The organism is Streptomyces cellostaticus (assembly GCF_001513965.1).
GTDB lineage: Bacteria > Actinomycetota > Actinomycetes > Streptomycetales > Streptomycetaceae > Streptomyces > Streptomyces cellostaticus.
Window position 1 is genome coordinate 213,826 of sequence record NZ_KQ948020.1, and the last position, 25,500, is coordinate 239,325.

Consider the following 25,500-nt stretch of genomic DNA (forward strand, 5'->3'; position numbering starts at 1 on the left):
CAGGCCCTAGCCCTCCCGGGCCGCCGAGGTGAGAGACATGTCCGCGTAGCGGTCGCCCGCCACCTGGCCGGCGATCGGCTCCAGCAGCGCCAGTTCCTCGGCGCTCAGCGTGATCCGGGTGGCCGCGGCGTTCTCCAGCAGGCGGGTGCGCTTGCGGGTCCCCGGGATCGGCACGACGGTCAGACCGTGCGCCTGGGCCCGCTGCTGCACCCAGGCCAGGGCGATCTGCGCCGTGGTGGCGCCGTGGCCGGCCGCGATCTTGTGCAGAGGGGCCAGCAGAGCGGTGTTCGCCTTGGCGTTGTCGCCGGTGAAGCGGGGCAGCAACTGCCGGAAGTCGCTGCCGGAGAGGTCCGTGCCCGCGTCGGTGAAGGCCCCGGTCAGAAAGCCCCGGCCGAGCGGCGAGTACGGCACGAAGGCGACCCCGAGCTCCGCGGCCGCGCCCACCGCGCTGCGCTCGACGTCCCGGCTGAAGAGCGACCACTCCGTCTGCAGGGCGGTGATCGGGTGCACGGCGTGCGCCTCGCGCAGCTCGGCACCGGTGACCTCGCTCAGGCCGAGATGCTTGACCTTGCCCCCCCCGCACCAGTTCGGCCATGGCGCCGACGGACTCGGCGAGCGGGACGGCGGGGTCGCGGCGGTGCATGTAGTAGAGGTCGATGACGTCGACGTTCAGGCGGCGCAGGCTCGCCTCGACGGCCTTCCTGATGTAGGCCGGGTCGTTGCGGATGGCCCGGTAGCTCGGGGCGTCGGCGCGGTACTCGATGCCGAACTTGGTGGCCAGTGTGATCTCGTCACGGTGCGCGGCGACGAACGGCGCGAGGAACTCCTCGTTGGCACCGGCGCCGTACATGTCGGCGGTGTCGATGAGGGTGACGCCCGCCTCGACGGTGGCCTCCAGGGTGTCGAGGGCCGCCGCGTCGTCCGTCTGTCCGTAGGCGGCGCTGATGCCCATGGCCCCGAAACCCTGGACGCCGACGAGGGGGCCGCCCTTGCCCAGCTCGACCTTGCAGATCTGTTCGATGGCGCTGCTCATGATGGCTTTCCGGCCCCTTCCGGCTCCCGGCAGGCGCCCGCGTGAAAGTCGCTCCCGGCGGTGCTGCCGATCATCGTCGGGCCTGCCACGCTAAAGCCTTCGAGTGCGCTCGAAGCAAGCGCGTTCACCGGGATGCGCGGGGGGCGGTCCGTTCGTAGACGGTGCCGCCGGGGGTGAACCAGCCGGCCTTCTTCCGGACGGCAGGGCTCGGGTCCTGGGCGTGGGACGTCTCCAGCGCGGTGACGGCGCGGACCTCGGTATGGACGAACTTGCCGACCAGTTCGGCCGCCATCGCGCGGACGTGCGGGTCGGGGTCCGAGGCCAGGCGCCGCAGCGCGGGTTCCAGGACCCGGTCCGCGCCCGGGGCGCAGGTGTCACCCTTGCACCGGTCGCAGGCCAGCGCGTGCAGCGCGGCGGTCCTGACCCGGGCGTCGGGGTCGTCGGCCATGGCGATGAGCAGGCCCATGGAGTCGGTGTCGACCAGGTGGTCGAGGAGGCGGCAGCAGCCCTCGCGGACGGCTGGATTCCTGTGGCGGAGGCCGGCCCGGACGGCGCCCAGGGCGTCCTCGCCGCGCCGCAGCAGCTCGCGGTGGGCTGCGACCGCACGCTGCGGATCGCCCAAGCACGCGACGAGGGCCTCGTGGTCGGCCCTGACGAAGCCAAGCATGACGCAAGTCTCGAACCGCGCGGCGCATGGCGGCAACGGGATTTCCACCCGGACCGTCCCGCGCGCTCGCACGGTTCGGCGGGCGCCGAAACGAGCGGCGCCTACCGTGGCCCTATGACCGCAGAGCCTGCCATGACGTCCTTCGCCGGCCTCCACCACCGCCCCGGCGAGCCGCTGCTCCTGCCCAACGCCTGGGACCACGCCTCGGCCGCCGCCCTCGCGGCCCGGGGTTTTCCCGCGATCGGCACGACGAGCCTCGCCGTGGCGGCGGCCGTCGGGCTGCCCGACGGCCACGCCGCGACCCGCGAACACACCCTGTGCCTCGCCCGCACGCTCGGCTCGGAGCCCTACCTGCTCTCCGTCGACGCCGAGGACGGCTTCGGCGACGATCCGGACGAAGTAGCCGAGCTGGCAAGCCGGTTGTGGGCCGTCGGGGTCGTCGGCATCAACCTGGAGGACGGGCTCGGACCGGCCGCCCGGCACGCCGCGAAGATCGCCGCGGTGAAGGCCGCCGTGCCCGGCCTGTTCGTCAACGCCCGTACGGACACGTACTGGCTGGGCGACGGCGACGAGACGGACACCCTGCGCCGCCTCGACGCCTACCGACAGGCGGGCGCCGACGGGGTGTTCGTGCCCGGACTGACCGACCCGGACCGGATCGGTGCCCTCCTCCGCCGCGTCGACGCCCCGCTGAACGTCCTCTACGCGCCCACCGGCCCGACCGTGCCCCACCTCGCCGACCTCGGCGTCGGCCGCATCAGCCTCGGCTCGCTGCTCTACCGGCGGGCGCTGGGCGCCGCGCTGGACGCGGTGGCCGACATCGCGGCCGGACGGGTGCCGGGCGGCACGACGCCGTCCTACGCCGAGGTGTGTGCGCTGGGACGGGGCACGGCCTGAGCCGTGGTGCCTCAGGGCGTGAGGCGGGCGATCCTCAGGCTCGTCGTGGTCGGGGACGCCCCGGTGAGCTTGGTGCCGTAGGACGGGGTGACGGCGGCGTAGGCCCAGGTCAGGGCGCCCCCCTTGGAGACGGCGATGTCACCGGTGAGGTGGGCGCCGACCACCTTGTCCGACATGCCGTCCGAGGCGGGCCAGGCGACGCGCAGGGTGCCGTCGGGGGCCGCGGCGGTGGCGGTGCGGTTCCACTCGCGGGTGTTGTTGCAACCCGCGGAAAGGTACGGATACTTGCTGCTCGGGCTCACCGTCGTACCGGTGACGGCGAGACTCGTGGAGCTGGTCGTCGCCGCCCCGGCGGTGGCGTACCACGCACCGGCGAGCAGTCCGGCGGCCGCGAGGGCGGCCGATGGCGGGCTTACGGGCCACTCGGACCCGGCGGTGACGTGTCGTGCGTCGTGCAGATGTCATGCCCTGTGGTTGCCGCCGGGCCGGAAAAGGCTGCCCATCAGTGGGGAAGCAGTGTCTCCGCCAGCCGGTCCGCGCATGCGACCGGGTGTTCCAGGGTGCCCAGATGGCCGCCGGGGAATTCGGTGAAAGGGCTTCCGGTGTGCCGGGCGACCGACTCCGCGGTGCGGTGGAGGACCTGGCCTCGTGAGTCGGCGCCCGCGGCCACGGTGAGGCCGGCCGGCGCGGAGAAGGGCGGCGTGTACGTCGTGAAGGGGCCCAGGACGCGGGCGAGGAAGACGGCCATGGGGCTCGTCGACTCCTCTTCGGCGGAAGGAAGTCGTCCGCCGGTCAGCTGCCGGATCAGGTCCGCCCGCTGCTGCGCCCCGTCCGGCAGCAGCGTCACGCACGGCGGCTCGTGTGCGACCACGTGCCGCAGCCGCTCCGGGTGCCGGGCCCTGAGGTCGAGGGCCGCGATACCTCCTGAGCTGGTGCCGAAGACGTACCCGGAGTCGCCCGCGGGAAGCACCTCCTGAAGGACCCGGTGCGCCCCTTCGCTCCAGTCCGTCACCCGCTGGTCCGGGACGGGGCGTCCGAGCCGACCGTGGGCGAGGCCGAGAGGGTCGTACGTCACGACCGTGAAGCGTTCCGCGAGGCGGTCCGTCATCGGGCCGAGGCCCATCGGGTGCCCGGCCCCGCCCGGCATGAGCAGGAGGACGGGACCGCTGCCCGTCACGTCGTAGTGGAGCGGCTCAGTCATCGTTCTTCGTCTCCCGGGGCCAGTGTGTGAGGGCGAGGTGCAGGGCTTCGACCGCCTTGTCCCAGGAGGCCTGGACGTCCCGGTCCGCGCCGAAGCCGCCCGCGGACTCCAGGGCGCAGTACCCGTGGAACGTGCTGCGCAGCAGGCGTACGGCGTCCGTCAGGTCGGGTTCGCCGAGACCGTAGGCGCGCAGCATGCCGTAGGTGATCTCGGCCGTGCGGCGCATGGCGGGGGAGTCGGCGATCAGGGCCTGGTCGATACGGATCTGGGTGGCCGCGTACCGGCCCGGGTGCTCCAGGGCGTAGGCCCGGTAGGCGCCCGCGAACGCGACCAGCGCGTCCATGCCCGCCCGGCCGGCCACGGCCGCCGCGATCCGGTCGATCAGCTCGCCGCCGGCCAGCAGCGCGACCCTCGTACGCAGGTCTTGCAGGCTGCGCACGTGCGAGTACAGGCTGGCGTCCTTCACGCCGAAGCGGCGGGCCAGCGCCGACAGAGTGACGTTGTCGAAACCGCTTTCGTCAGCGAGGTCGGCGGCGGCCGCTACGACGAGGTCGGTGGTGAGGCCGGCACGGGCCATGACGGTCCGCCTTTCCTGGAGCTTGCTCGGATTCCATGAATCCTAGGGCATCCAGGGAGTAGCCTAATCATATTAGGTACCGAGGGTCGACTTCGAAAAGGTGCGCGCGAGCGTTCCGACATGTGGGCCGCCTACCAGCCCGCCCTCAACGACGCCTGCACACGCCCGCAGCACAGCGCTCCAACGCTCCGGTCCACGCGGCAGTCGCCGTCCCGGCCCCAGAGGCTTGGGCCCGCTGGCTTGTGCCGGGGCCCCGAACACCCGCCACGAGGAGAGCGGACGACCGGGACCCGAGCGATGGACGACGCCACGAGGGGTGGAGAAGGCGGCCGGTCTACTGCCAGCCGTGTGCTGTGAGAGGGCCGCTGTCGTCGAGGTAGCCGCGCAGGCCGGCCTCCGGGTACTCGATGATGTCGTCGGGCAGGTCGTGCACGGTGAACCACTCAAGGGCGAGGCACTTCTCAGGCTCCTTGTTGACGGGCTGCCCCTCCCATTCGGTGGCCTCGAAGAAGAAACCGATCCGCTCCACCTGCACGTCCTGCCGGTGGTGCACGGTCTGGACCAGGCGAAGGTGAGCCGGGTCGACGGTGATGCCGGTCTCCTCGTACAACTCCCGGGCGGCGCCGTCGGGAAGAGGCTCGCCCTGGTCGAGCTTGCCCGACGGCATGTGCCATCGGCCGTGACCGTAGGGGCCGCCACGCTGCGAGAAAAGGATCCTGTCGCCGTCGCGGAGGATGACGTGAGTGTCGATGACGGGCTGTGCCGGTTGTCCGCTCATGTTCCTTGAGGGTGCCTGGGCGGGTGGGGTGACCGACGCTATCGGCATGACGGTCGATGCCGGGCGTGGGTTGCTGCGGGTCGAGGTGCCGCGGAGAAGTGCGTCCGTACCGGACTCAGCTGATCGGCGCGTACAGCACGCCCAGCTTGTCGATCTCGTCGCCCGAGCGCCCGGTGAAGCCGACGATCTGCCAGCCGGACGGGGCGGTGAAGGTGGTGGCGTCCGTGGTGGCCGTACCCGCGGACAGGGAACGCCCCTTGTCCGTGCCGAAGGCCGCGGAGAAGATCCGCGTGCGACCGTCCTTCTGGCCCTCGGTCAGCTTCACGGAGGTGAGGTGCTCGCCGGAGGTGAGGGTGAGGGAGGTCGCCGTGGCGCCCGTACCGCCGTGGGAGAGGACCGTACCGCCGTCGTGGGTCAGGGAGACCGCGTCGAGGCGGGCGCCGCCGCGCAGGGTGAGGGTGCGGGGGGAGAGGGGCGAGGGCAGGTCGTCGGCGTCGTTGAAGGCCGTCCCGTGCGGGCCGCCGAAGAAGTCGCCGGCGTGCAGCTTGGAGTTGAGGGTGTAGGAGAAGCCGACCGTGTGCGGGAAGTGGTCGGAGAGGTTGCCGCCGTTGGCGTCGAGGAACTTCGCCCACTCGTTGTTGTACCGGGTGGCGTTCAGGTTCACCAGGTTGCTGCCGCGGTAGAGGACCTTGTCCACGACCTCGCAGTCGTTCGGCGGGGCGGACGTCGGGCACAGCAGCGGGTCCGCGCCCTGGGCCGGTGCCGTACCGCCCTTGACGAGCTGCACCCACGCGTCCGTCAGCCCGTTGTCGTCGACGAGCGTGCGGATGTTGTCGCCGGTGCGGGTGTAGCGGGTGTTGGTGTCGCCCATGACGATCACCGCGTTGCCCGCCGAGTTGGCCTTGATGAACGCCGACAGCTGGGTGATGTTGGCGCGGCGGGCGGCGAGGGCGTCGTCGGTGTCGTCCGCGTTGGGGTGCAGGTTGTACAGGTCGATGTAGACGCCCTCGGCCAGCCGCATCCGGGCCAAGGTGAAGCCCTTCGGCGTCAGGCAGTTGGTGCCGGTGCAGTTGTTCCACTTGACCCGTTCGAAGTCGTCGAAGGGGTAGTTCGACAGCGTGTTGAGGCCGTCTCCGATACCCGCCCCGCCGCTGGTCGCGGTGCGGTACGGGTGGTTGTCGCCCGCGTACAGCGCCGCGTGGTAGTTGAAGTCCTCCTGCACGTTCACGATGTCGTACCCCGCCAGCCTCGGCGAGATCAGCGGGGTGTTGGTCGCCGGATGGCTGGAGCTCAGGCCCTCGGGGAGGCCCGCCACGTTGTACGTCAGCACAGTGAAGGTGCCGGACGCGGCAGCGGTCTCCGCCTGTGCGGTACCGGCGGAGGCGGTGAGTCCGGCGAGCGCGAGCGCGCCTGCCGCGAGGGTGTCGAGGAGTCGTCTCATGGGTCGCATGGGGCCCATGTTCATGTCAACGTGAGAGATTTTGAAGGGTAGTTGAGAAAACTGCTCAACATTAATCCGTGACGGGGGAGTTGCCTGGCGGATCAGGCGCCCACCACGGTGCAGGCGGCCCAGTAGTGCGGGCTCGCGTAGGGCCGGTCCTGCGGACCGTGCCCCAGCAGACGCCACCGGCGCTCGGCGGCGGCCGCGCCCGGACGCCCGGCCTGGTACGCCGTCAGCTCCGCGCGGGTCGCGGCCCGCATCCACAGCTGGGCGAGCCGCAGAGCCCGGGCCGGGTCGTGGCCGGCGCCGGCCATGAGTTCCTCGTAGAAGCGGGACATGAGAAGGCTGCTGGCATGGTCGTCGACCTGCCAGAGCGTCGCGACGACCGTGGGCGCGCCCGCGCGCAGGAGGGAGGCGGCGAGGCCGCTGTACTCGCCCCTCGCCCGCCGGTTGAAGGACGTGCCGGACTGGCAGCCCGACAGGGTGACCAGCCGTGCGGCGGACAGATCAAGGCCGGCCAGCTCGCCCGCGACCAGGAAGTCGCCGTCGGCGAGCGGGATGGCGGAGTAGTTCGGCTGGAACCAGTTGAGGAACGCGTGGCAGGCCACATGGACGTACCGGCGCCCGGACACCCCGGCGAAGACCGTCTCGTGGGTGATCTCCGGGCCGGACAGGACCAGCCGCGAGCCGGCCGGGAACAACTCCTTGATGGTGGCCACCTCCTCGGCGGCGTACGGCAGGTCGCCGAGGGGATCTGCCAGGAAGAGCGCCGTACGAGCGTCGTCCGCGCCCCGGCCCAGACGCTGGTACGCCCGGTGGAGCAACCGCACGCTGGGGGTGTAGGCCACCACGTAGTCGTCCAGAATCATGCGGTGCCGGCCGTCCTCGACACGGCGGGCCGCGTGCAGCGGGAGCTGGTTCGACAGGTCGGAGGCGGTGATCCAGAGGCGCGCGCCGTCGGGGACACCGAGCGCCCGCAGCCGCTCGCGCAGGGGACCCGCGACAGCCGTCCACAGCTGGTCGGTCACCTCGTCGACCGCCGCGGTCCACGCGGACAGCGGCGCACGCCGCAGATCCTTGTCGAGACTGGCGGACTGCCAGCACATGAGGATGTCCATCAGCTCCCGCCAGGCACCGGGGGCGAGGCGCAGGACATGGTCCTCCGCCGGTTCCTCGACGCCGTGGGGGAGTACGAAGAGGGCGCACTCCCGGAAGGTGAGCAGCGGGATGACGACCACGCCGTCCGGCGGCACGAGCTGCCAGGGCTCCGCCGTCGTGGCCCCGGGCAAAGACACCGTCGCGATCTTGGCCAACTCGGCTTGGGCAAGGGCGAGTTGCCGGCCGGCCCAGGGTGGTGATGGGGCTGATCGAGTTCAGTTCGGCCCGCAGCCGGCGTACGCGTGCCTCGGCCCGCCGGATCAGCGCACGCTCCGTCCCGGGCAGCTCCGCGGAGTCCGGGTCGACGTCGAACGCGTCCAGCAGCAACCGGGCACGACCGCGGTCGGCCAGCCGCAACGCCTCGGTGTACCGGCCGCGTCGCAGCTCCAGGGCCGCGGCGTTGTCGTAGGCCCCGCCCAGACGGTCGATGATCGAGCTCCGGCCCGCGTCGGTGACGGTCAGCGCCAGTAGCTCCTCGGCGTCGGCGATCACGGCGTGGACCGTGGCGAGCGCACCTGGCACGTCGCCCTGGTCGGCGATGGTGCGGCAGAGCATCAGCCGGGTGTCCAGCATGTCGAAGCGCAGGGCCTCCGTCTGCTGTGCGATCGCCTGCTCGTAGTGGGCACGGGCGGCGGCGAGGTGTGGATCGTCGGCCGAGTCGCCGACCAGGTACCGGTGCACATGGCCCATCCCCGTGTGGGCGACGACCGCCATGCCGGGGTCGCCGTTCTCGGCGGCCCAGGCGAGTGCGTGCTCGCCGTGCGCGAGGCACTCCCGTACGAAGTCCTCGGACCGTTCGCCCTCCCGTACCCGGCCCCAGCCGATGCCGAGGAGATTGACCCGCACCTGCGCCACCGAGCTGGTCCGGCCCTGCTCCTCGTACACGGCGTCGGCGCGCTCGTCGCCACCCACTTCGGCTGGAGCGAGGCCGTGGCGGGGTGGAAAGGGCTGGGCGGCACGGGGCAGGCGCTGGTCTGCGTCGGGGCCTTCGCGGGGCTGCTCCTCTTCGTGCTGCTCGCCCAGGCCTTGCTGCCCGCCCTCATCCGCGCCTACGAGGGCTACTGGCTGCTGCGCGGCCCCGTGGCCCGGCTCGGCCGGTACGGCACGTCCCGGGAGAAAGCGCGATGGCAGCGGCTGCGGCTGACCGAAGCGCGCGACTACAGCCGCCGTTACCACCGCTTCCCACCCAAGGAGGACGATCTGCTGCCCACCCGCCTGGGCAACGCCCTCCGGGCCGCCGAGCTCTACCCTTGCGACGAACGCCGTTACGGTATCGACGCGGTGTTCTTCTGGCCGCGCCTGTACCCGCTGCTCCCGGACGCCCTGCGTGATGCGCTCGCGGCAGCCCGGGCCTCGCTGGAGCTGTACCTTGTGCTCTCCGCCCTGTCCGCCGCCCTCGTCCGGGTCACCGTCGTCCTGTCGGCACGCCTGGATCTGCCCTGGCCCGTGTGGCTGCCGGTGCTCCTCGGCAGCGGGCTGCTCAGCCCGCTCGCCTACCGCGCTGCGGTGTCCTCCGCCCTCAGCTACGGCGAGCTGGTCCGCTCCGCCTTCGACACCCAGCGCCGTGCCCTGCTCACGGCGCTGGGCCTCGGCCTACCCGGCACCCTGGAAGCGGAACGGGACCTGTGGCGGGCCCTCGGCCAGCAGCTCTACCGCCGCGATGCCGACCGCCCGAACCTGCTCCGCTTCACCACCGAGCCGCCCGCCTGAGACGTCAGGCGTCCGGATCGACCGCGTTCGACAAGCCCGTGCAGGCGGCCGGAGGTGGCGGGATATGTCATGCCCGAGTCGCCGCCCAGCGCCCTAGGGTTGCCGTGAGCAGCGAGACGGGGGGCTCAGGGTGACGAATGAGGCGCGGCGCGAGGGGGACCCGCACGCGTCGGGCCGGTCGGAGCACTCCGGACCGCCCGGCTCGGCGCCCCTGTGGCGGCAGCGGGACTTCTCCGTCTTCTGGGCCGCGCAGACCCTCTCCTTCCTCGGCGACTCCTTCGCGCTGATCGCCCTGCCACTGCTGGTGCTCCAGGCCACGGGCTCGCTGGCCGCCATGGGCCTGCTGACCGGCGTCGGCGGGGCGGCCTCGGTGCTGGCGGCGGTGTTCGCCGGGGCGCTGGTGGACCGCGTCGACCGCCGCCGGCTGCTCATCGCCTGCGACCTGGTGCGCACGGTGCTGTACGGGCTGATCCCGCTGGTGTGGCTGTCCGGCCCGCACGTCTGGGTGCTCTACGCGGTCCTGCCGGTGTGCGAGGCCGTGGGCATGCTGTTCGCGGTCGGCTACGTGACGGTCGTCCGCGGCCTGGTCGGCACCGCCCGGCTGACCGAGGCGAACGGCCGCCTGAACGCGACCGCCGCGGCGGCCGGCGTACTCGGCCCCCTGGGCGCGGGCATCGTGGCCGCCTGGACGGGTCCGGCAGCGGCCGTGGCCGTGGACGCGGCGAGCTTCGCGGTGTCGGCGACCTGCCTGGTGTTCGTACGGATGCGGGAGCGCGCCGAAGACGACGACCGCCCCAGGGGCACGACCCTTCGGCAGGACCTGCGCACCGGCGTGTCGTTCCTGTACGGCCATCCGGTGCTCCGCTCCCTCACCGCCCTCCTGTTCGTCTTCAGCTTCCTCACCCTTGGCCTGAACGACCTGGTCATCTACCACCTCAAGCACGACCTCGGCCACGACGACGGCACGGTCGGCACCGTCATGGCGGTCGCCGCGCTCGGCATGATCGCCGGCTCCCTCCTCGTCGCCCGCGTCCGCCGCCGTTTCGGCTTCGGCCCGACCTGGATCGGCTCGACCGCGGTGTGCGGCCTGGCCTTCGCCGGCCTCGGCTGGGTGCGTCCCGTACCCGCCGTCGCGGTCCTCGGCGCCGCCTACCTGGCCTGCGTCGCCCTGGCGGGCACCTGCTCCATGTCCTTCCGCCAGGAAGTCACCCCCGAACACCTCCTGGGCCGCGTCACCTCCGCCTTCTGGACCCTCCAGTACGCGGCGGCCCCCGTCGGCGCGGCCGTCCTCACCTGGGCTGCGGAACGCCGGGGCACCGCCCCCGTGGCCCTGATCGCCGGCCTCTGCTGCGTCCTGGTCGCCGCCGTCGCGTGGGTGACGCCGATACGCCGGTCGGGACACTCCTGACGCCGCCGTGGGGCGGGCAGCGGCTCTGCACCTAGTCCGCGCGCCGCCCCGTCAGCCGTTCACCCCCGTGTAATGCCCGAGACTCCACCGCCACAGCAGCCGCGCACCCAGATACGCGCCCACCCCGAGCAGGGGCGACGCCGCCGCCAGCCAGTACGGTGCCCCGGTGGTGTGGCCGTGGCCCGTCAGCACCGCCGCCGGGAAGTACGCGACGAAGGCGAGCGGCAGGCCGTACGTCAGGAAGCCGCCCACTGCTCTCGGCAGCACGTTCAGGGGGTAACTGCCGAACGTGCCGAGCAGTTCCTCCAGCCAGCGGCCCCAGTAGTCCGCCGCCGGGAAGCGCAGCGACCCACAGGCCACCACCGTGAACAGCGCCGCCTCCAGCAGCATCCCGCCCACGATCGCCGCGACCAAGTACGCGATGCGGCCCGCCGTCCAGTCCAGGTGGCTGCGGCCGAGCGCGCCCACCGTCAGGCCCACCGCCACCGTCAGGTCACCGATCGCGTTGGTGGGGAAGAACTCCAGCTGCACCTGGCGGTACACCGGCAGGGGACGCAGCAGGTACGCGTCGATCCTGCCCTCCTGGATGCTCCGCCCCAGACCGTGCATCCGGCCCAGGAACAGCACGAACAGGCCGTGGGCGAGCATGCGGGTCGCCGGGATGAGCAGGACGTCCGAGCTGTCCCAGCCGCCCATCCCGGTGAAGCGGGTCAGCAGCACCGTCGCGAAGACGATCACCGACACCTGCCAGATGGCGCCGATCGCGATGTCCATCAGGAACTCGGCCCGGTACTCCAGCTGGGCACGGAAGTTGAGCCGGGTGATCCGCCACATGATCCGCAGGGCACGCCACGACATGTCAGCCTCCCTGCGCGATCACACGCCGGGCGGCGCGCCGCCACAGCAGCCGGGTCAACAGCGCCAGCACCGCCAACCACCCGGCCTGCACCCCGAGTTGGAAAGGCGCGTCCGACAGCGGGATCCGGCCCACGTACAGCGAAAGCGGCACGCTCAGCGTCGCCTGGAACGGCAGGAAGGAGCTGAGCGTCACGAACCAGTCCGGGAAGTACCACAGCGGCGCGAACACCCCGGACAGCAGGTTCTGCGCGAAGAGCAGGATCATCAGCGCTGCACCGTTGCGCAGCGTCCAGAAGCACAACTGGTCGATGACGAGCATGACGTAGTGCAGCACCCACTGGCCGAGCAGCAGACTGAGCGCGAACACCCCCGCCACGGCCGCCGACCCGGGCGGCTCCACGACCCCCGCCACCAGGCAGACCAGGTAGCCCGCCAGCGCCCATGCGAGGCCGTACAGCTGCTCGCCCAGGGCCCGCAGCGCGTAGTAGTGCTGCGGCGGCAGCGGGCGCAGGTACCAGTACACGATCGTCCCGTAGTGCATGTGCTGCTGCACGGTGTCCCGGCCCGCGTACTGGTCCAGCTCCCGCAGCCGCGAGGCGAGTACGGCCATCACCGCGTACGTGACCGCCTGCTCGCGGCCGAGTCCGGCCGTCGTACCGGACTGCGCGTACAGACCGCGCCACAGGGACGCCACCAGCACCACCTGCACGGTCAGCCGGAGCAGCGCGGCGGTCATCCGCGGCGGGGCGTACAGCTCCCCGAGCGGGGTGACGCGGCCGGCCCGCCAGGCATGCAGGACGGTCATGTCACCCCGCCTCCGCGTGGACGTACGCGGCCCGCATCACGTCCTCCAGATCCGCCTCGTCGATGGCGATGTCGCTCACCTCGTACCGTTCGATGACCGCCTTCAGCGCCTGGTGGACCGTCGGCGCGCCGGACCCGTCCGGGCCGAACACCACCTGCGGCCCCTCGCGCCGCACCAGCGCGATCCCCGGCAGCGGCCCGAGCACGGCGTGCGGATCGGCGAGCGTCGCCCGCACCTGCCAGGTGGACCCGAACCGCCGGCGGATCTCGCCCAGCGTGCCGTCCAGCACGAGCCGACCGTGGTTGATCAGCACCACCCGCTCCGCCAGCCGCTCGACCTCCGTCATGTCGTGCGTGGTCAGCAGCACGGTCCGGCCGCGCTCCTCGACCTGGTTGCGCAGGAACTCCCGCACCTGCTCCTTGACCACCACGTCCATGCCGATGGTCGGCTCGTCGAGGAAGACGACCGGCGGATCGTGCAGCAGCGCGGCCGCCAGGTCGCTGCGCACCCGCTGGCCGAGCGAGAGGTGCCGCACCCGGGTGTCCCAGAAGGAGGAGAGGTCCAGCAGGTCGTCGAACTCCCGCAGCCGGGCGGCATGTTCGACATTCGGCACCTCGTAGATGTCCCGCAGGATCGCGAACGACTCCCGCACCGGCAGGTCCCACCACAGCTGGGTGCGCTGCCCGAACACCGCCCCGATGTTACGGGCGTTGCGTTCCCGCTCCCGGTACGGCACCACACCCGCGACCCGGGCCTCGCCCGAGGTGGGTGTGAGGATGCCGGTGAGCATCTTGATCGTGGTCGACTTGCCCGCGCCGTTCGGGCCCAGCAGGGCGAGCAGTTCGCCCGCGGCGACGTCGAAGGTGATGTCGCAGACGGCCTGCTTGGCCACCCGCTCCGGGTTGACCAGGGACCGCAGCGCACCCCCGAAGCCCGGGCGGCGCACGGTCGTGTGGAAGGTACGGGTCAGGCCGCGGACCTCGATACTGCCGCTCACTCGATGGGCCTCCTCGTCAGCCGGACCAGCCCGACCGTCGCCAGCAGCGACGCGCCCGACAGGACGGTCAACAGCCAGGGAACCGCATGGATCCCGGACGCTTCGATGCCGGCGCCCAGCAGCGGCGGCGCTGCGACCCCACCGGTCATGGAGGCGGCGATCACCCAGGCACCGGCTCGTTCGGCCTGCGGAAGAGCCCTGTTCAGCCAGGGCAGACCGGTCGGGAAGACCGGCGCGATGAACAGTCCGACACCCGCGTAGGCGACCGGAGCCGCTCCTTTCACGAGCGCCAGCAGCAGGCACGCCGTCATCCCGGCCGCGCACACCGTGAGGATGCGCTCCGGTGAGTACTTCAGCGTGACCGGTACGACCAGGAAGCGGCCCGCCGTCATCATCAGCCAGTACACGGAGGTCGCCGAGGCGGCCACGGACGCGCTGTAACCGACGGTCTCCAGGTGCGTGGGCTCCCAGCCGCCCACACCCGCCTCGACGGCGACGTTGAGAATGTAGAGGGCGAGGAAGCCGAGAAGGATGCGGGGCAGGCCGAGAGAGCTCCTTGTGGCAGGTGGTGTCTCGTCAGATACCCGTGTGCGTACGCCGCTCGAGCCCAGCAGGGCCAGTAACCCGGCCAGCACCGCACATCCCCCGAACGCGTACGCGTAGTCACCCGGACCCATCCACGCCACCACCGCCGGTCCGAGGACCGCGCCGATGCCGAAGTGGGCGTTGAGGACGTTCAGCATCGCCGTGGAGCGGTTGCCGAAACCGACGGCGAAGAGCTGGTTGAGGCCGTAGTCGATGCCCCCGAAGCCGAGGCCGCCGAGGAAGGCGGCGGCGAGGGCCGTCGGCCAGTTCGGGGCGAGCGCGAAGCCCGCGCCGCCCGCCGCCATCAGGCCGTAACTCGCCGCGAGCAGCGCCCGGTTGCTGATCCGGGAGTGGATGGCGTTGAACGCCAGGACACCCGCGACCCCGCCCGCGAAGTGCAGGCTGAGGCCGAGGCCCGCGCCCGAGGGGGAGAGGCCGTACTCGGCGCGCAGGCCGGGCACCGCCGGGCCGTAGAGCGCCTGGAGCATGCCGATGAGGACGAAGCCGATGCAGGACGCGACCGCGGCCGGCCGGCTGAAGAGCCTCCGGCCGGCCGCGGGGGGCGTCAGGACCGTGTCAGTCAACTGATCTCCGAGAACACGAACGAGAACTGCGCCGCCTCGGCCCGCAGGTGGTACTGCGGCAACGGGCCCGGGCCGCAGGACTGCGAGCCGAGGCCGTGCTGGCCGTGGTCGAGATTGACCCACACGGTGTCGCCCGGGGTGAGGTCCGTGCGGTGCTCGGCCGCGTCCAGCTGCTCGGTGGTCCAGCGGCGGGCGGTGAAGAAGAACTCCGGGTCGCCCTCGATGCGCAGGCCGCCGATCTCCGCCCAGCGGACGTCGGCTCGGGCGCCGTTCTCCTGCGGGCGGACGTAGGGCGTCTGCAGATCGTCTACGGTCGACTGCCAGCGGCCGACCGAAGACGCCGCCCTGCTGTCCGGATACGCCTCCCCCGGGCCGCCGCCGAACCACTGCACACGGTCGGCCGCAGACAAGCCGAAGCGGATGCCGAGCCGCGGCAGCGGCACCGTCCAGTCGTCCTCCGGGTCCACGGATACGGTCAGCTGGAGACGATTTCCGTCCGACGTCCAGCGGTACACGGTCGACAGTCCGATCTCCCGGGCGGCCGGTGCCACCCGGGTGCGCACCGTCAGTGCGTCGTCGCCCAGTTCCACCGCGTCCAGCCGGTGCCGCATCCGGTGCAGGCCGAGCCCCCGCCACAGCAGGCCGTAGCGGATGTCCGTCTGCCAAGCGGCGCCGTCGTCGTTGTCGGTGACGGCCCGCCACACGTCCAGGCGCAGCCCGGTGACGTCCACCCCGCCGACCGTCCGCAGGGCGCCGGTGCGGGCGTCGAAGGAGGCCGGACCCAGGGTGATCAGGCCGTTGCCGGGCACCGGCCCGTCGGTCGCCGCGACCGACGGCACCTGACGCGCGGACACGGCGAACTGGCCCCACGCCACGACGTGGTCCTTCGGCGCCCAGGGGGTGTCGGCGGCGAGCAGCGCCCGTACCGTCCAGTGGGCCTCGCCCGCCGCGGTGGCGACCGGCGGCTCGGGCAGCTTCACCTCGGCCGACTCGCCGGCCGTGAGCGCGGGCACCGGCAGGGTGCCTTCCCCGACCGTCTCGCCGTTCACCTGGTACGACCAGGTGAAGGCCAGCGCCGACAGGTCGGCGAAGTCGTACTTGTTGGTGATGCGGACGGTGCCGCCCGTGCCGTCGCCCTCGACGGCGACCGGTTCGATCACCTTCTTGTACTCGACCAGGCCGGGGGAGGGCCGGCGGTCCGGGAACAGCAGGCCGTCGCAGACGAAGTTGCCGTCGTGCAACTCCTCGCCGAAGTCGCCGCCGTAGGCGTAGCCGTACCGCTCGTCCTTGATGCCGTGGTCGATCCACTCCCAGATGAAGCCGCCCTGGAGCCGGTCGTACGTCTCGAAGATCCGCTGGTAGTCGGCGAGTCCGCCCGGGCCGTTGCCCATGGCGTGTCCGTACTCGCAGAGAAGGAAGGGGAGTTCACGGCGTTTGTGGGTGCCGCCGTCCAGGCCGCGGCCGATCCGCTCGACCTCGGCGTGGTCGGCGTACATCCGTGAGTAGACGTCCGTGTCACGGCAGTCGAGGTCGCCCTCGTAGTGCACCAGCCGCGAGGAGTCCCGGCCGCGCATCCACTCGGCCATCGCGGTCAGGCCCCGGCCGGTGCCGGCCTCGTTGCCGAGGGACCAGATGACGATCGAGGGGTGGTTCTTGTCCCGCTCGACCATGCGGGCGGCACGGTCCAGCAGGGCCGGGGTCCAGCGGTCGTCGTCGACCGGGTTGTCCCGCCAGCCCTGCTCGGTGAAGCCGTGGGTCTCCAGGTCGCACTCGTCGATCACCCACAGGCCGTACTCGTCGCACAGGTCGAGGAAGGCGGGGTGGGGCGGGTAGTGGGAGGTGCGCACGGCGTTGATGTTGTGCCGCTTCATCAGCAGCACGTCCTCGCGCATGGTCTCCAGGTCGAGCGCGCGGCCCCGCTCGGGGTGCCACTCGTGCCGGTTGACGCCCTTGAACAGGACCGCCCTGCCGTTGACCTTGATCAGGCCGTCCGACAGCTCCACGGTCCGGAAGCCGATGCGCAGTGCCACCCGCTCGCCCTCGGTGGCCAGCACGCCTTCGTACAGCCTCGGTCTCTCCGCCGACCACGGCTCGGCCGGCACGGTCACCGGCTCGCCGGTCGCGACGTCGATGCCGAGCTCCGGCACGGTCACCCGGCCGTCCACGTCGGAGTCGACGCGCAGGGTGCCGGTGCCGGCGAGGTGGTCGTAGGAGGCGTGCACGAAGAAGTCGAGGACGCCGCCCGCCGGGCGGTGCAGCAGGGTGACGTCACGGAAGATGCCGGGCAGCCACCACTGGTCCTGGTCCTCCAGGTACGAGCCCGCCGACCACTGATGGACCCGGACCGCCAGCACATTGTCCACGGTCTTCAGGAGATGGCCGACCGCGAACTCGTGCGGCAGCCGGGAGCCCTTGAACTCGCCGAGTTCGGTGCCGTTCAGCCAGATGCGGGCGCAGGACTCCACGCCGTCGAAGCGGAGGACCGCCCCACCGTCGGCCGGCCAGTCCTTCGGGAGATCGAAGACGCGCAGGTGGTCACCGGTCGGGTTCTCGGTCGGGACCCGGGGCGGGTCGACCGGGAAGGGGTAGAGGTGGTTGGTGTAGACGGGGGAGCCGTGCCCCTGGAGGACCCAGTGGCCGGGAACCGGCACCTCCGCCCAGCCGCCGGCCTCGTACCCCTCCTGCGCGAAGGAGTCGTCCTCGGCGTCGGCCGTGTCCGACAGCCTGAAACGCCAGCTGCCGTTCAGTGAGAGGGACCGGGCGTCCGAGGACGCGTAGCGGGCGCGCGGCGGCAGCGCCCCCGATCCCGGCGAGACGTCCTCGACGTAGTCGGTGGTCGTGCGCAAAGACATCGGTCTCCAGATCGTGAGAGGGGGCGTCAGCCCTTGATGCCGGTCTGCGCGATCCCCTGCACCAGCCAGCGCTGGAGGAAGAGGAACACGAAGACCAGGGGCAGGATCGAGATGGCGGTCGCCATGAAGGTCAGGTGGTAGTTGACGGTCTGGTTGGTCATGTAGGACGACAGCGCCACCTGGACCGTCCAGGCGCTCGGGTCCTGCCCGATGACCAGCGGCCACAGGAAGGAGTTCCAGCCGCTGATGAACGTGATCGTCGCCATGGCGGCGAAGAAGTTCAGCGAGTTCGGTACGACGACACGCCAGTACGCGCTCCACTGGCTCAGCCCGTCCACGCGTGCCGCCTCCTCCAGCTCCTTCGGGAACCCCAGGAAGTACTGCCGGAAGAGGAAGCAGGTGAAACCACTGAACAGGCCCGGGATGATCAGCCCCCGGTAGGTGTCCACCCAGCCGAGGGACGAGACCAGGACGAAGCTCGGCACGAAGGTGACGGCGGTCGGGACCATCAGGGTCGCGAGGACCGCGTAGAAGACCTTGTTGGCGTGCCGGTAGGGGATGCGGGCGAGGCCATAGCCGGCCGTGGAGCAGATCAGGAGGATGCCGGTGGTCATCAGGACGGCCATGACCGTCGAGTTCCACAGGGACCTGCCGAAGTCGACCGTCTCGTCGTTGAACAGCTCGCTGATGTTGCCCCACTGGAAGTGCGTCGGGAACCACTTCCAGTTCTCGCCCGTGATCTCCGGGTCCGTCGACAGGGCGTTGCGGACGATCAGGTAGAACGGCAGCAGGAAGAGCACGGCGGCGACGCTGACGGCGAGGTACAGGCCGGCGTTGCCGATGACGCTCCCGCGCCTGACGCGGCGCGGCTTGTCCAACGGGGGCGTGGTGGTGGTCACTTGGACTCCTCACCCCTTCCGAAGCCCATGATCTTGCCCTGGAACAGGGTGATGACACAGATCAGCAGGGTCAGGATGACCGCTCCAGCGCTGCCGGAGCCGTAGTCCTGGTTTGCGCCGAGGGCTGTCTTGTAGAGCACCATGAGGGGCGTCTGACCCCAGGTCGCCCTGGTCGTGATGATGTTGTAGAACTCGTCGAAGGCCTGGTAAGCGGCGATGAGCAGCAGCAGGATCACCGCTGTGGAGGTCGCGCGCAGCTGCGGCAGCGTGATGTACCGGAAGGTCTGCCAGCCGGACTTGGCGCCGTCGATGGAAGCGGCCTCGTACAGCTCCGTCGGGATGTTCTGCAGTGCCGCCAGGAACAGGATCATGTAGAAGCCTGCCTGGAGCCACAGCCGTACGGTCACGATGACCAGCCAGTACCAGGGCGGGCTCGGGTTGGATATCCAGGCGACGTTGTCGATGCCGAACCAGCCGAGAACCGTGTTCGCCAGGCCGAACCGGACCCCGTTGAAGACGGCCATCTTCCAGATCAGGGCGGCGGCGACGTAGGAGCAGGCGGTGGGCAGGAAGAACACCGACCGGAAGAACGCCCGCATGAACCGCAGCCGGTTCACCAGCAGCGCCAGACCCAGCGAGAGCGCCCAGGTGGTCGGCACGATGAAGGCGGCGAAGACGGTGAAGGTCACCAGCGAGCCGGTGAAGTCGCTGTTCGTCAGCATGTGCCGGTAGTTGGCGAAGCCGACGAAGTTGCTGGGCGTGACGGTGAAGCGTGCGTCGAAGAAGCTGAGCCAGATGCTCCAGCCGATGGGGACGAAGACGAAGATCAGCAGGCCGATGAGGAACGGCCCGGTGAAGAGCCAGAAGTTCAGGGTGTTACTGGCCCGCAGACCCCGACGCGGCCGGGTCCCGGAGACCTTGGCCGGGGCGGGGCTCGCGGTGCCGCGCGTGGTGGTGGTCGACATGTCGTGGTCCGTCCGTCGACCTATCCGAAGAGCTTCTTGAGCTCGCGGTTGATCTTCTTGTCGCAGGCGTCGAGCGCGGCCTCCGGGTCCCCGCCCTTGCGGACGCTGTCGGAGATGACTCCGTCCCAGGCGCTGAACATGGCCTGGGTCCAGCTGATGTTGTCGAAGTGGCCGTAGGTGTTGAAGAGCTTCACGCCCTCGGCGGGCAGGCCCGACTTGAGCTTTTCGGCCTGCGAGGCGATCGAGGTGCGCGGCGGGATGTGGAACCCGTAGGAGGTGCCGAAGTCCTCCTGGTACTTCTTCTGGTCGAGCCACAGCCACTTCACGTACTCCTTGGCCGCGTCGACGTTGCTGCCCTTGGCGTTGACGAACATCGACCAGCCGCCGTTGTAGACGGAGGGCCTTCCGCTGCTGCCGACCTTCGGGAAGGCGAAGACACCGAGGTCGTCGCCGAGTGCCTGCTGCATCGCCGGCATCGCCCACATGCCGCAGAACTGGATGGCACACAGTCCCTGGCTGATCGCGGAGGGGTCCCAGAAGTCGGTCGGGGCGTCCAGCAGCAGGTTGCCGCTGGTGAAGAGCTTGCGGAGCCGGCGCAGGCCGCCGACGACCGCGTCGGTGTGGTAACCGATCTCGTTCTTCTCGGTGAGCGGCTCGGCGCCGGCCGACCAGATCAGCGGCAGCTCGATGGCGTGCAGGTCGTTGCCGAGGAAGAGGCCCTTGACCTTGGAGGTGGTGAGCTTGTCGGCGGCCTCGATCAGCTCGTCCAGCGTGGTCGGCACGGAGACGTTCGCCTTCTCCAGCATCGACTTGCGGTAGAAGAAGAACTGCGGGTCATCGATCATCCGGATGCCGTACGTCTTGCCGTCGAACGTGTGCGACTTGATGTCGGCCGCGTTGAAGTCGTCCTTGACCGGGGCGATGATGTCCGTCAGGTCCGCCACCTGACCGCTCTTGACGAGCTGGATCTGCGGGTGGAACTCGAAGACGTCCGGCGCCTGCTTGGTGAGCAGGGCGGTGAAGAGCTTGCTCTCGTAGTCGTTGCTGGTGATCCACTGCGTGGACACGTCGGCCTTCGTGTATGCCTTCGCGTACCGCTTGACGGCCTGTTCGACGCCCGCTTCCCCGTACGCGTGGAAGTACTGGGTGAGCTGCTTGCCCGAACCGGAGCCGCCGCCGCGGCCGTTGTTGCCGCCGCACGCGGCGAGCGTGCCGGCGGCGCCCAGGCCCGCTGCGGCCCGGAATATCGATCGGCGGTCCCAGTTGCTGCTCAGTGCCGACATGCTGACGTCCTTGTCTGTCGAGTGCGGCTCGCGGCTTGACGCCTTGAAGCCAGGTGGCTCAATGTGCGCTGCGGTGCGGGACGTTAACCTTCGGCTAAGGCTTCGGCAAGGGGTTGGACGAAGTCTGTTCGAAGCGTTGTGTCCGGTTCGGAATCCCGAACAGGAGGGGGTGGCAAAGGGGTTGAGGGCCGCCGGGTCAGGGGTGTGGCCGGCGGCCCTCGGTCAAGGGGGTGCTACTGCCTGGTCCAGGACTCGTTGGTGCCGCCGTTGCAGCTGTAGAGGATCACGCCGCTGCCGTCGGCACTCGCCTGTCCGCTGACGTCCAGGCACTGGCCCGTCGCCTCGTTGACGATCTGCCCGTTGGAGTTCAGCAGCCAGCGGCGGGTGCTCTCACCGCCGTAGGCGGCCGTGGTCGTCAGACCCGAACTCCCCGCCGTCAGGTAGCCGTTCGCGCCCTTCAGCGTGCCCTCGGCGTCGTAGGACCACGACTGTCCGGCCGCACCCGTGCAGGTGCTGATGCGGGCGGCGGACGCGTCCGCCGTCAGGCACTTGCCCGACTGCGTGCCCTGCCAGGCGCCCGTCACGGCCGAACTGCCGTGTCCCGCCCGGTCGAAGACGTACGTCGTCACGGAGCGGGCAGCGAGGGTCGCGGACACCGTGCCGCCGCTCACGGCAGGCCTGGCGACGTTCGCCCAGTCCTCGGTGGCCGACGTACGCACGGCCTGCGCGGCGCGCACCGGCGTACGGCTGTTGAAGTGCAGGTTCAGCGGTGTGTCGGTGGTGTTGTGGTTGTTCACCACGACCACCCACTTGCCCTTGCGGTCGTAGGCTGTGACCTCCACCCCGCTCGGCGCGCCCGTCACGTCGTGCGCCACCGAGCCCGGCTTCACGAACTTGCTGTACTGGCCGAGCGCGTAGTACCGCTTGGTGAAGTACAGCTTCTGGTTGCCGTTCGTCGCGTAGTCGGGGTCGTAGTAGATCAGGCCGTCGTTCCAGCCCTCGTCGTTCCTGGCGGACGGATCACTGCCGTACCCGCTCGCCAGCGCCACCCACCACTGGAACGCGGAGTCGTGAGAGCTCGCGAAGTCCTTGTAGATGATCCGGGACATCAGCAGGGCGTTGTCGATGGTCGGGTCGTATTCCTGGTTCCAGCCCGTCGTGCCCTTGCCGAAGCAGCAGATCTCCGTCGCCCAGGACGTCTTGCCGACCGACTTCGACGTCTCGTACACCTTGCCGAGTTCCCCGTCGTCGGGGTTGTTGTACGTGTGGTGGGCCAGCCTGGACACGTACTGCGCGGTGCCCGGCTGGGTGATCCACTGCGGCACTTCGGTGTTGAACTGCGTCGTTTTGCTGGACTCGTCGGCGATGATGCCGGTCTTCTGATGCCGCGCCCGCTGCTCGGCGCCGAGCGCGCGCACGATGTCGTCGCGCTGGTCGACCGGGACCGGCATGCCCTCCTGGCCGCAGTCCGCGAAGCTGTTGTCCGGCTCGTTGACGGGGCTGATGTAGTCGAGCCGCACGCCCGTGCGGGCGAAGTGGTCGGTCACGTCGGCTATGTACGTGGCGAAGTCACCCTCGTTCTCCGCCTTCAACTGGCCGCCGCAGCTCTTCCCGTTGGTCGTCCACCGGGCGGGCGCGCTGTTGACGAAGCCGATCAGGTCCTCGACGCCGTACTTGGCGGCGTAGCCGAGGAACGTCCGGCCGCCCTTGTCCTTGCTCCAGTCGTAGGAGCCGTCGGGGGCCAGGAAGTCCTCGGGGGCGCGGGCCGGGGTGGTGACCCCGGTGCCGCCACCGCCGATGTTGTAGCGGTACGAGCTGAGGTCCAGGCCCTGGGAGGAGAACAGGAGCTTCGCGACCCGGGCCTGGACGGCGGGCGAGAAGTGCTGGAGGTCGTTGGTCCACCAGGCGCCCGAGGCGCCGATGTCGTCGATGGTCTGGGCCGCGTGGGGGGAGACCTCGGCGGCCGGGGTGCCGGCGGCGCCGACGGGCGGGGCGGTGACGAGAGGTCCGGCGACGGCCAGTGCGGCCACGGCCGTCAGGAGGACCGATCTCTTGGTGCGGCGGTGAACGGTGCGGTGGTGAACGGTGCGGGGGTGAGACACGTGCATCCCTTCCGTCGTCATGAAGGCGGTGCGGTACGGCTCCTTGTGGGGGTGGTGGTGCGCTTGGTGCCTGCCCTCTGCCCGACGGACTGCAGCGCCCCCTCCAGCGCGAACGTGGCCGCACCGAGGGACACCGGGTCGGTGGGGATCGGGGAGAGGACGATCTCGGTGGCGGCCAGCGGCCGCCTCAGCGCGTGCCGGGCCACGGCCGCGCGCACCTCGCCGAGCAGCGGCTCGCCGAGCCGGGACGCCACCCAGCTGCTGAGCACGACCACTTCGGGGTTGAGGAGGTTGATCAGGTCGGAGATTCCGGCGCCCAGATAACGGGCGGTGTCCCGGACCACCTTGACCGCCACCGGGTCGTTCGCGGCGACCGCCCGGGCCAGCGCGTCGACGGTGGCCGTCTGGTCCTCGGGGTGCAACAACGGGGACTGCGGGCTGAGTTCGCGCAGGTTCTGCATGATGCCGGGCGCGCCGACGTACGTCTCCACGCAGCCGTGGTTGCCGCAGTGGCACAGCCGCCCGTCCAGCACGAGCGTGGTGTGGCCCCACTCGCCGGCGCTGTTGCTCACGCCCCGGTGCAGCCCGCCGCCGAGCGCGAGACCGGCGCCGACACCCGTGCCGAGGTTCACCACGACGGCGTCCCCGCGGCCCCGCGCGGCCCCGAACCACAGCTCGGCCACCGCGCAGGCGCGCAGCGGATTGTCCAAGTGGAGGGGGTAGGCGATGTGTTCGGCGAGCAGGTCGAGCAACGGCACGTCGTGCCAGTTCCAGTTGGGCGCGTACTCGGCGACGCCGGTGTCCCGGTCCACCTGGCCCGGCACGCTCACCCCGACGCCGAGCACCCGGGCCGCCTCGACGCCGGCCTGCGCGACCACCGAGCCGACCGCGGCGGCGACATGGCCGACCACCTGCTCCGGGCGGCTCTCGCCGGGCCGCATGTCCTCGTCGGCGCGGGCCAGCACGTTCAGCGCCAGGTCGAACAGCTCGACGTGGACGTACGTCTCCGCGATGTCGACGCCGATCAGCGCGCCCCCCGACGCGTTGACGGCGACCAGCCCCCGGGGGCGGCCCCCGGCCGAGTCCTCGAAACCGACCTCGGTGATCATGCGCAGGTCCAGCAGTTCACCGACGAGCGTGGCGACCGTGGCCAGGCTGAGGCCGGTGGCGGCCGCCAGCTCCTGCCGGGAGGTGGGAGACTCGGCGATGATCTGGCGCAGCACCTCGTAGCGGTTCGCGGTGCGGATGTCACGTGATGTGCGCTTCACGGAGCTGCCCCTCCCGTCCCGTCTGGTCAGGCCGGGGCGAGACCGGCACCGGCGCTGCGCCAGGCTATGGGGTGGGAAGGGCTTTCGACAAGGGGTTAGGAAAGGGGGTGTAGAAAGTCGGGCCGCCCTCGGATGCCCGTCACTCTCCGAACGCATCCCGCACGAAGGCGTTGGTGAACTTGCCGGTGGGGTCGAGGGTTTCGGCCAGCGCGCGGAAGTCGGCCAGGCGGGTATACCGTCCACGGAGTACCGCCGACGGAACGGTGAACACCTTCCCCCAGTGCGGGCGCGGATCGAAGGCCTCCAGCGCCTCCTCCACCCGGCGGACCACCGGGAGAACGGCCGCCGTGTCCTCGACCCAGGTGAAGTGCAGGGCCACCGAATCGCGGCCGTGGGCCGGGCTGAGCCACTGCGGGTCGGCGGCGACCGTACGCACCTCGCAGGTCTGCAGTACACCGGCGACCGTCGACCGGATGTCGTCTATTGCACACAGTGCATCGACGGCGGTCGACCGCGGCAGCAGATACTCCGACTGCAACTCCTCGCCACTGCTGGGCGTGAACTCCGCCCGGAAGTGCGGCAGCCGCTCGTGCCACGGCCCCGGCACCCCGAACTGCTCCGTACAGTTGACCGCCGGCATCCCCGGCACGGGGTGCAGCGCCTCGGTCGCGGGCACGGCCCACGGGAAGTGCACCGGCGCCTGATCGGTGCGGCGCTTGACCCACACCTGCCTGAAACCCGGATCCCGCCAGTCGGTGAACAGGCTCACGCTGTACGCCGACGCCGCCACCGCCTCGTAGTCCAGCCCGGCGAGGGGCAGTTCGGTGAACAGGTGCTGCTCGACCTCGTACGACGGCTCCAGGTCCAGGGTGAGCGCGGTGACGACGCCGAGCGCGCCGAGCGAGGTCACCGCGCCGTCGAAGCGGGCGTCCCCCCGGCCGATCGACACCGTCGAACCGTCCGCCGTGACCAGCTCCACCTCCCGGACCGCTGCGGCGAGCGGTCCGTTGCCGACCCCCGAGCCATGGGTGCCGGTCGCCACCGAGCCGGCCACCGAAATATGCGGCAGCGAGGCCATGTTGGGCAGGGCGAGACCGTGCGCGTGGAGCGTGCGGGCGAGTTCCGCGTACCGGACGCCGCCCGCGACGCGCACCGTACGGGCCGCGCTGTCCACGTCGGTCACCGGCGGCAGACCGGCGATCGACACGAGCACTCCGTCGCCGCCGGGGTCGGCGATCCGGTTGAAGGAGTGGCCGCTGCCCAGCACCCGCACCTTCGCGCTGCCGGCCACCAGGGCCCGGAGCCCGTCGAACGTGTCCGGGCGGTGGAACTCCTTGGCCGTATAGGTGATGTTGCGCGCCCAGTTGGCGACCGTCTGCGCCGACTCCGTCATCTCTGTCGTCCCTCCCGAGAGTGCGTGTCCATTGACCCT

At 70.9% G+C, this 25,500-nt stretch carries 21 protein-coding genes and 1 pseudogene; 3 read left to right on the top strand and 19 right to left on the bottom strand.

Going from position 1 to position 25,500, the window contains the following annotated elements:
- Positions 1–6: 6 nt before the first annotated feature.
- Positions 7–1,033 (bottom strand): annotated as a pseudogene (locus AQI88_RS14275) (aldo/keto reductase).
- A gap of 124 nt (positions 1,034–1,157) precedes the next feature.
- Positions 1,158–1,700 (bottom strand): HEAT repeat domain-containing protein, encoded by a 543-nt coding sequence (locus AQI88_RS14280; RefSeq protein ID WP_066997696.1) that lies wholly within the window; start codon positions 1,698–1,700, stop codon positions 1,158–1,160.
- A 114-nt stretch (positions 1,701–1,814) separates the two neighbouring features.
- Between AQI88_RS14280 and AQI88_RS14285 the strand changes: the two genes are divergently transcribed.
- Positions 1,815–2,597: an isocitrate lyase/PEP mutase family protein gene (locus AQI88_RS14285; RefSeq protein ID WP_066997699.1), complete on the top strand. Its 783-nt coding sequence runs from the start codon at positions 1,815–1,817 to the stop codon at positions 2,595–2,597.
- 11 nt (positions 2,598–2,608) lie between these two features.
- On the opposite strand, the gene AQI88_RS47645 is transcribed toward AQI88_RS14285, so the two are convergent.
- From AQI88_RS47645 to AQI88_RS14315, 6 genes are all read right to left on the bottom strand, one after another.
- On the bottom strand, positions 2,609–2,899 hold the full coding sequence (locus AQI88_RS47645) for a hypothetical protein (RefSeq protein WP_066997702.1): 291 nt from the start codon (positions 2,897–2,899) through the stop codon (positions 2,609–2,611).
- 200 nt (positions 2,900–3,099) lie between these two features.
- Positions 3,100–3,798 (bottom strand): alpha/beta fold hydrolase, encoded by a 699-nt coding sequence (locus AQI88_RS14295; RefSeq protein WP_066997705.1) that lies wholly within the window; start codon positions 3,796–3,798, stop codon positions 3,100–3,102.
- Positions 3,791–4,375 (bottom strand): TetR-like C-terminal domain-containing protein, encoded by a 585-nt coding sequence (locus AQI88_RS14300; RefSeq protein WP_066997708.1) that lies wholly within the window; start codon positions 4,373–4,375, stop codon positions 3,791–3,793. Before AQI88_RS14300 ends, AQI88_RS14295 begins: the two co-directional genes overlap by 8 nt.
- A gap of 334 nt (positions 4,376–4,709) precedes the next feature.
- On the bottom strand, positions 4,710–5,153 hold the full coding sequence (locus AQI88_RS14305; protein WP_066997711.1) for an NUDIX hydrolase: 444 nt from the start codon (positions 5,151–5,153) through the stop codon (positions 4,710–4,712).
- A 115-nt stretch (positions 5,154–5,268) separates the two neighbouring features.
- Positions 5,269–6,594: a jacalin-like lectin gene (locus tag AQI88_RS14310; protein ID WP_066997714.1), complete on the bottom strand. Its 1,326-nt coding sequence runs from the start codon at positions 6,592–6,594 to the stop codon at positions 5,269–5,271.
- Positions 6,595–6,695: 101 nt separating this feature from the next.
- Positions 6,696–7,889, bottom strand: coding sequence for a CHAT domain-containing protein (locus AQI88_RS14315; RefSeq protein ID WP_159050337.1), 1,194 nt, complete (start codon positions 7,887–7,889; stop codon positions 6,696–6,698).
- Between the two features lie 358 nt (positions 7,890–8,247).
- On the opposite strand from AQI88_RS14315, the gene AQI88_RS14320 reads away from it, so the two are divergent.
- Entirely contained in the window at positions 8,248–9,462 is a 1,215-nt protein-coding gene (locus AQI88_RS14320) for a hypothetical protein (RefSeq protein WP_066997720.1), read from the top strand.
- Between the two features lie 130 nt (positions 9,463–9,592).
- Positions 9,593–10,870 carry an MFS transporter gene (locus tag AQI88_RS14325; RefSeq protein WP_066997723.1) on the top strand — a complete coding sequence of 426 codons (1,278 nt, stop codon included), beginning with the start codon at positions 9,593–9,595 and terminating at the stop codon, positions 10,868–10,870.
- Positions 10,871–10,921: 51 nt separating this feature from the next.
- On the opposite strand, the gene AQI88_RS14330 is transcribed toward AQI88_RS14325, so the two are convergent.
- The 11 genes from AQI88_RS14330 to AQI88_RS14380 form a co-directional block, all read right to left on the bottom strand.
- Complete coding sequence (locus AQI88_RS14330) at positions 10,922–11,728, bottom strand: ABC transporter permease (protein ID WP_066997726.1); 807 nt, start codon at positions 11,726–11,728, stop codon at positions 10,922–10,924.
- A 1-nt stretch (position 11,729) separates the two neighbouring features.
- Positions 11,730–12,533 carry an ABC transporter permease gene (locus AQI88_RS14335; protein WP_066997729.1) on the bottom strand — a complete coding sequence of 268 codons (804 nt, stop codon included), beginning with the start codon at positions 12,531–12,533 and terminating at the stop codon, positions 11,730–11,732.
- Position 12,534: 1 nt separating this feature from the next.
- Complete coding sequence (locus AQI88_RS14340) at positions 12,535–13,530, bottom strand: ABC transporter ATP-binding protein (RefSeq protein WP_066997732.1); 996 nt, start codon at positions 13,528–13,530, stop codon at positions 12,535–12,537.
- Entirely contained in the window at positions 13,527–14,699 is a 1,173-nt protein-coding gene (locus AQI88_RS14345) for an MFS transporter (RefSeq protein ID WP_079057568.1), read from the bottom strand. Before AQI88_RS14345 ends, AQI88_RS14340 begins: the two co-directional genes overlap by 4 nt.
- Positions 14,696–17,551 (bottom strand): glycoside hydrolase family 2 TIM barrel-domain containing protein, encoded by a 2,856-nt coding sequence (locus AQI88_RS14350; RefSeq protein ID WP_066997735.1) that lies wholly within the window; start codon positions 17,549–17,551, stop codon positions 14,696–14,698. The genes AQI88_RS14345 and AQI88_RS14350 overlap by 4 nt, the downstream gene beginning before the upstream one ends.
- 26 nt (positions 17,552–17,577) lie before the next feature.
- Positions 17,578–18,450 carry a carbohydrate ABC transporter permease gene (locus tag AQI88_RS14355; RefSeq protein ID WP_066997738.1) on the bottom strand — a complete coding sequence of 291 codons (873 nt, stop codon included), beginning with the start codon at positions 18,448–18,450 and terminating at the stop codon, positions 17,578–17,580.
- Positions 18,447–19,415 carry a carbohydrate ABC transporter permease gene (locus AQI88_RS14360; RefSeq protein ID WP_066997741.1) on the bottom strand — a complete coding sequence of 323 codons (969 nt, stop codon included), beginning with the start codon at positions 19,413–19,415 and terminating at the stop codon, positions 18,447–18,449. The genes AQI88_RS14355 and AQI88_RS14360 overlap by 4 nt, the downstream gene beginning before the upstream one ends.
- 20 nt (positions 19,416–19,435) lie before the next feature.
- The gene (locus AQI88_RS14365) at positions 19,436–20,698 is read right to left on the bottom strand and encodes an ABC transporter substrate-binding protein (protein WP_066997744.1); all 1,263 of its coding nucleotides are present in this window, start codon (positions 20,696–20,698) and stop codon (positions 19,436–19,438) included.
- Between the two features lie 233 nt (positions 20,699–20,931).
- Complete coding sequence (locus AQI88_RS14370; RefSeq protein ID WP_066998129.1) at positions 20,932–22,806, bottom strand: glycoside hydrolase; 1,875 nt, start codon at positions 22,804–22,806, stop codon at positions 20,932–20,934.
- 11 nt (positions 22,807–22,817) lie between these two features.
- On the bottom strand, positions 22,818–24,068 hold the full coding sequence (locus AQI88_RS14375) for an ROK family transcriptional regulator (protein ID WP_066997747.1): 1,251 nt from the start codon (positions 24,066–24,068) through the stop codon (positions 22,818–22,820).
- A gap of 139 nt (positions 24,069–24,207) precedes the next feature.
- On the bottom strand, positions 24,208–25,461 hold the full coding sequence (locus AQI88_RS14380; protein ID WP_066997750.1) for an FAD-binding protein: 1,254 nt from the start codon (positions 25,459–25,461) through the stop codon (positions 24,208–24,210).
- Positions 25,462–25,500: the final 39 nt, after the last annotated feature.

Excerpts from the sequence above, each read along its gene's own strand:
- AQI88_RS14380 (WP_066997750.1), bottom strand. The coding sequence starts at position 25,461 with ATGACGGAGTCGGCGCAGACGGTCGCCAACTGGGCGCGCAACATCACC.
- AQI88_RS14360 (WP_066997741.1), bottom strand. The coding sequence starts at position 19,415 with ATGTCGACCACCACCACGCGCGGCACCGCGAGCCCCGCCCCGGCCAAG.
- AQI88_RS14280 (WP_066997696.1), bottom strand. The coding sequence starts at position 1,700 with ATGCTTGGCTTCGTCAGGGCCGACCACGAGGCCCTCGTCGCGTGCTTG.
- AQI88_RS14330 (WP_066997726.1), bottom strand. The coding sequence starts at position 11,728 with ATGTCGTGGCGTGCCCTGCGGATCATGTGGCGGATCACCCGGCTCAAC.
- AQI88_RS14295 (WP_066997705.1), bottom strand. The coding sequence starts at position 3,798 with ATGACTGAGCCGCTCCACTACGACGTGACGGGCAGCGGTCCCGTCCTC.
- AQI88_RS14285 (WP_066997699.1), top strand. The coding sequence starts at position 1,815 with ATGACCGCAGAGCCTGCCATGACGTCCTTCGCCGGCCTCCACCACCGC.
- AQI88_RS14300 (WP_066997708.1), bottom strand. The coding sequence starts at position 4,375 with ATGGCCCGTGCCGGCCTCACCACCGACCTCGTCGTAGCGGCCGCCGCC.
- AQI88_RS14350 (WP_066997735.1), bottom strand. The coding sequence starts at position 17,551 with ATGTCTTTGCGCACGACCACCGACTACGTCGAGGACGTCTCGCCGGGA.
- AQI88_RS14335 (WP_066997729.1), bottom strand. The coding sequence starts at position 12,533 with ATGACCGTCCTGCATGCCTGGCGGGCCGGCCGCGTCACCCCGCTCGGG.
- AQI88_RS14370 (WP_066998129.1), bottom strand. The coding sequence starts at position 22,806 with ATGCACGTGTCTCACCCCCGCACCGTTCACCACCGCACCGTTCACCGC.
- AQI88_RS14305 (WP_066997711.1), bottom strand. The coding sequence starts at position 5,153 with ATGAGCGGACAACCGGCACAGCCCGTCATCGACACTCACGTCATCCTC.
- AQI88_RS14365 (WP_066997744.1), bottom strand. The coding sequence starts at position 20,698 with ATGTCGGCACTGAGCAGCAACTGGGACCGCCGATCGATATTCCGGGCC.
- AQI88_RS14310 (WP_066997714.1), bottom strand. The coding sequence starts at position 6,594 with ATGAGACGACTCCTCGACACCCTCGCGGCAGGCGCGCTCGCGCTCGCC.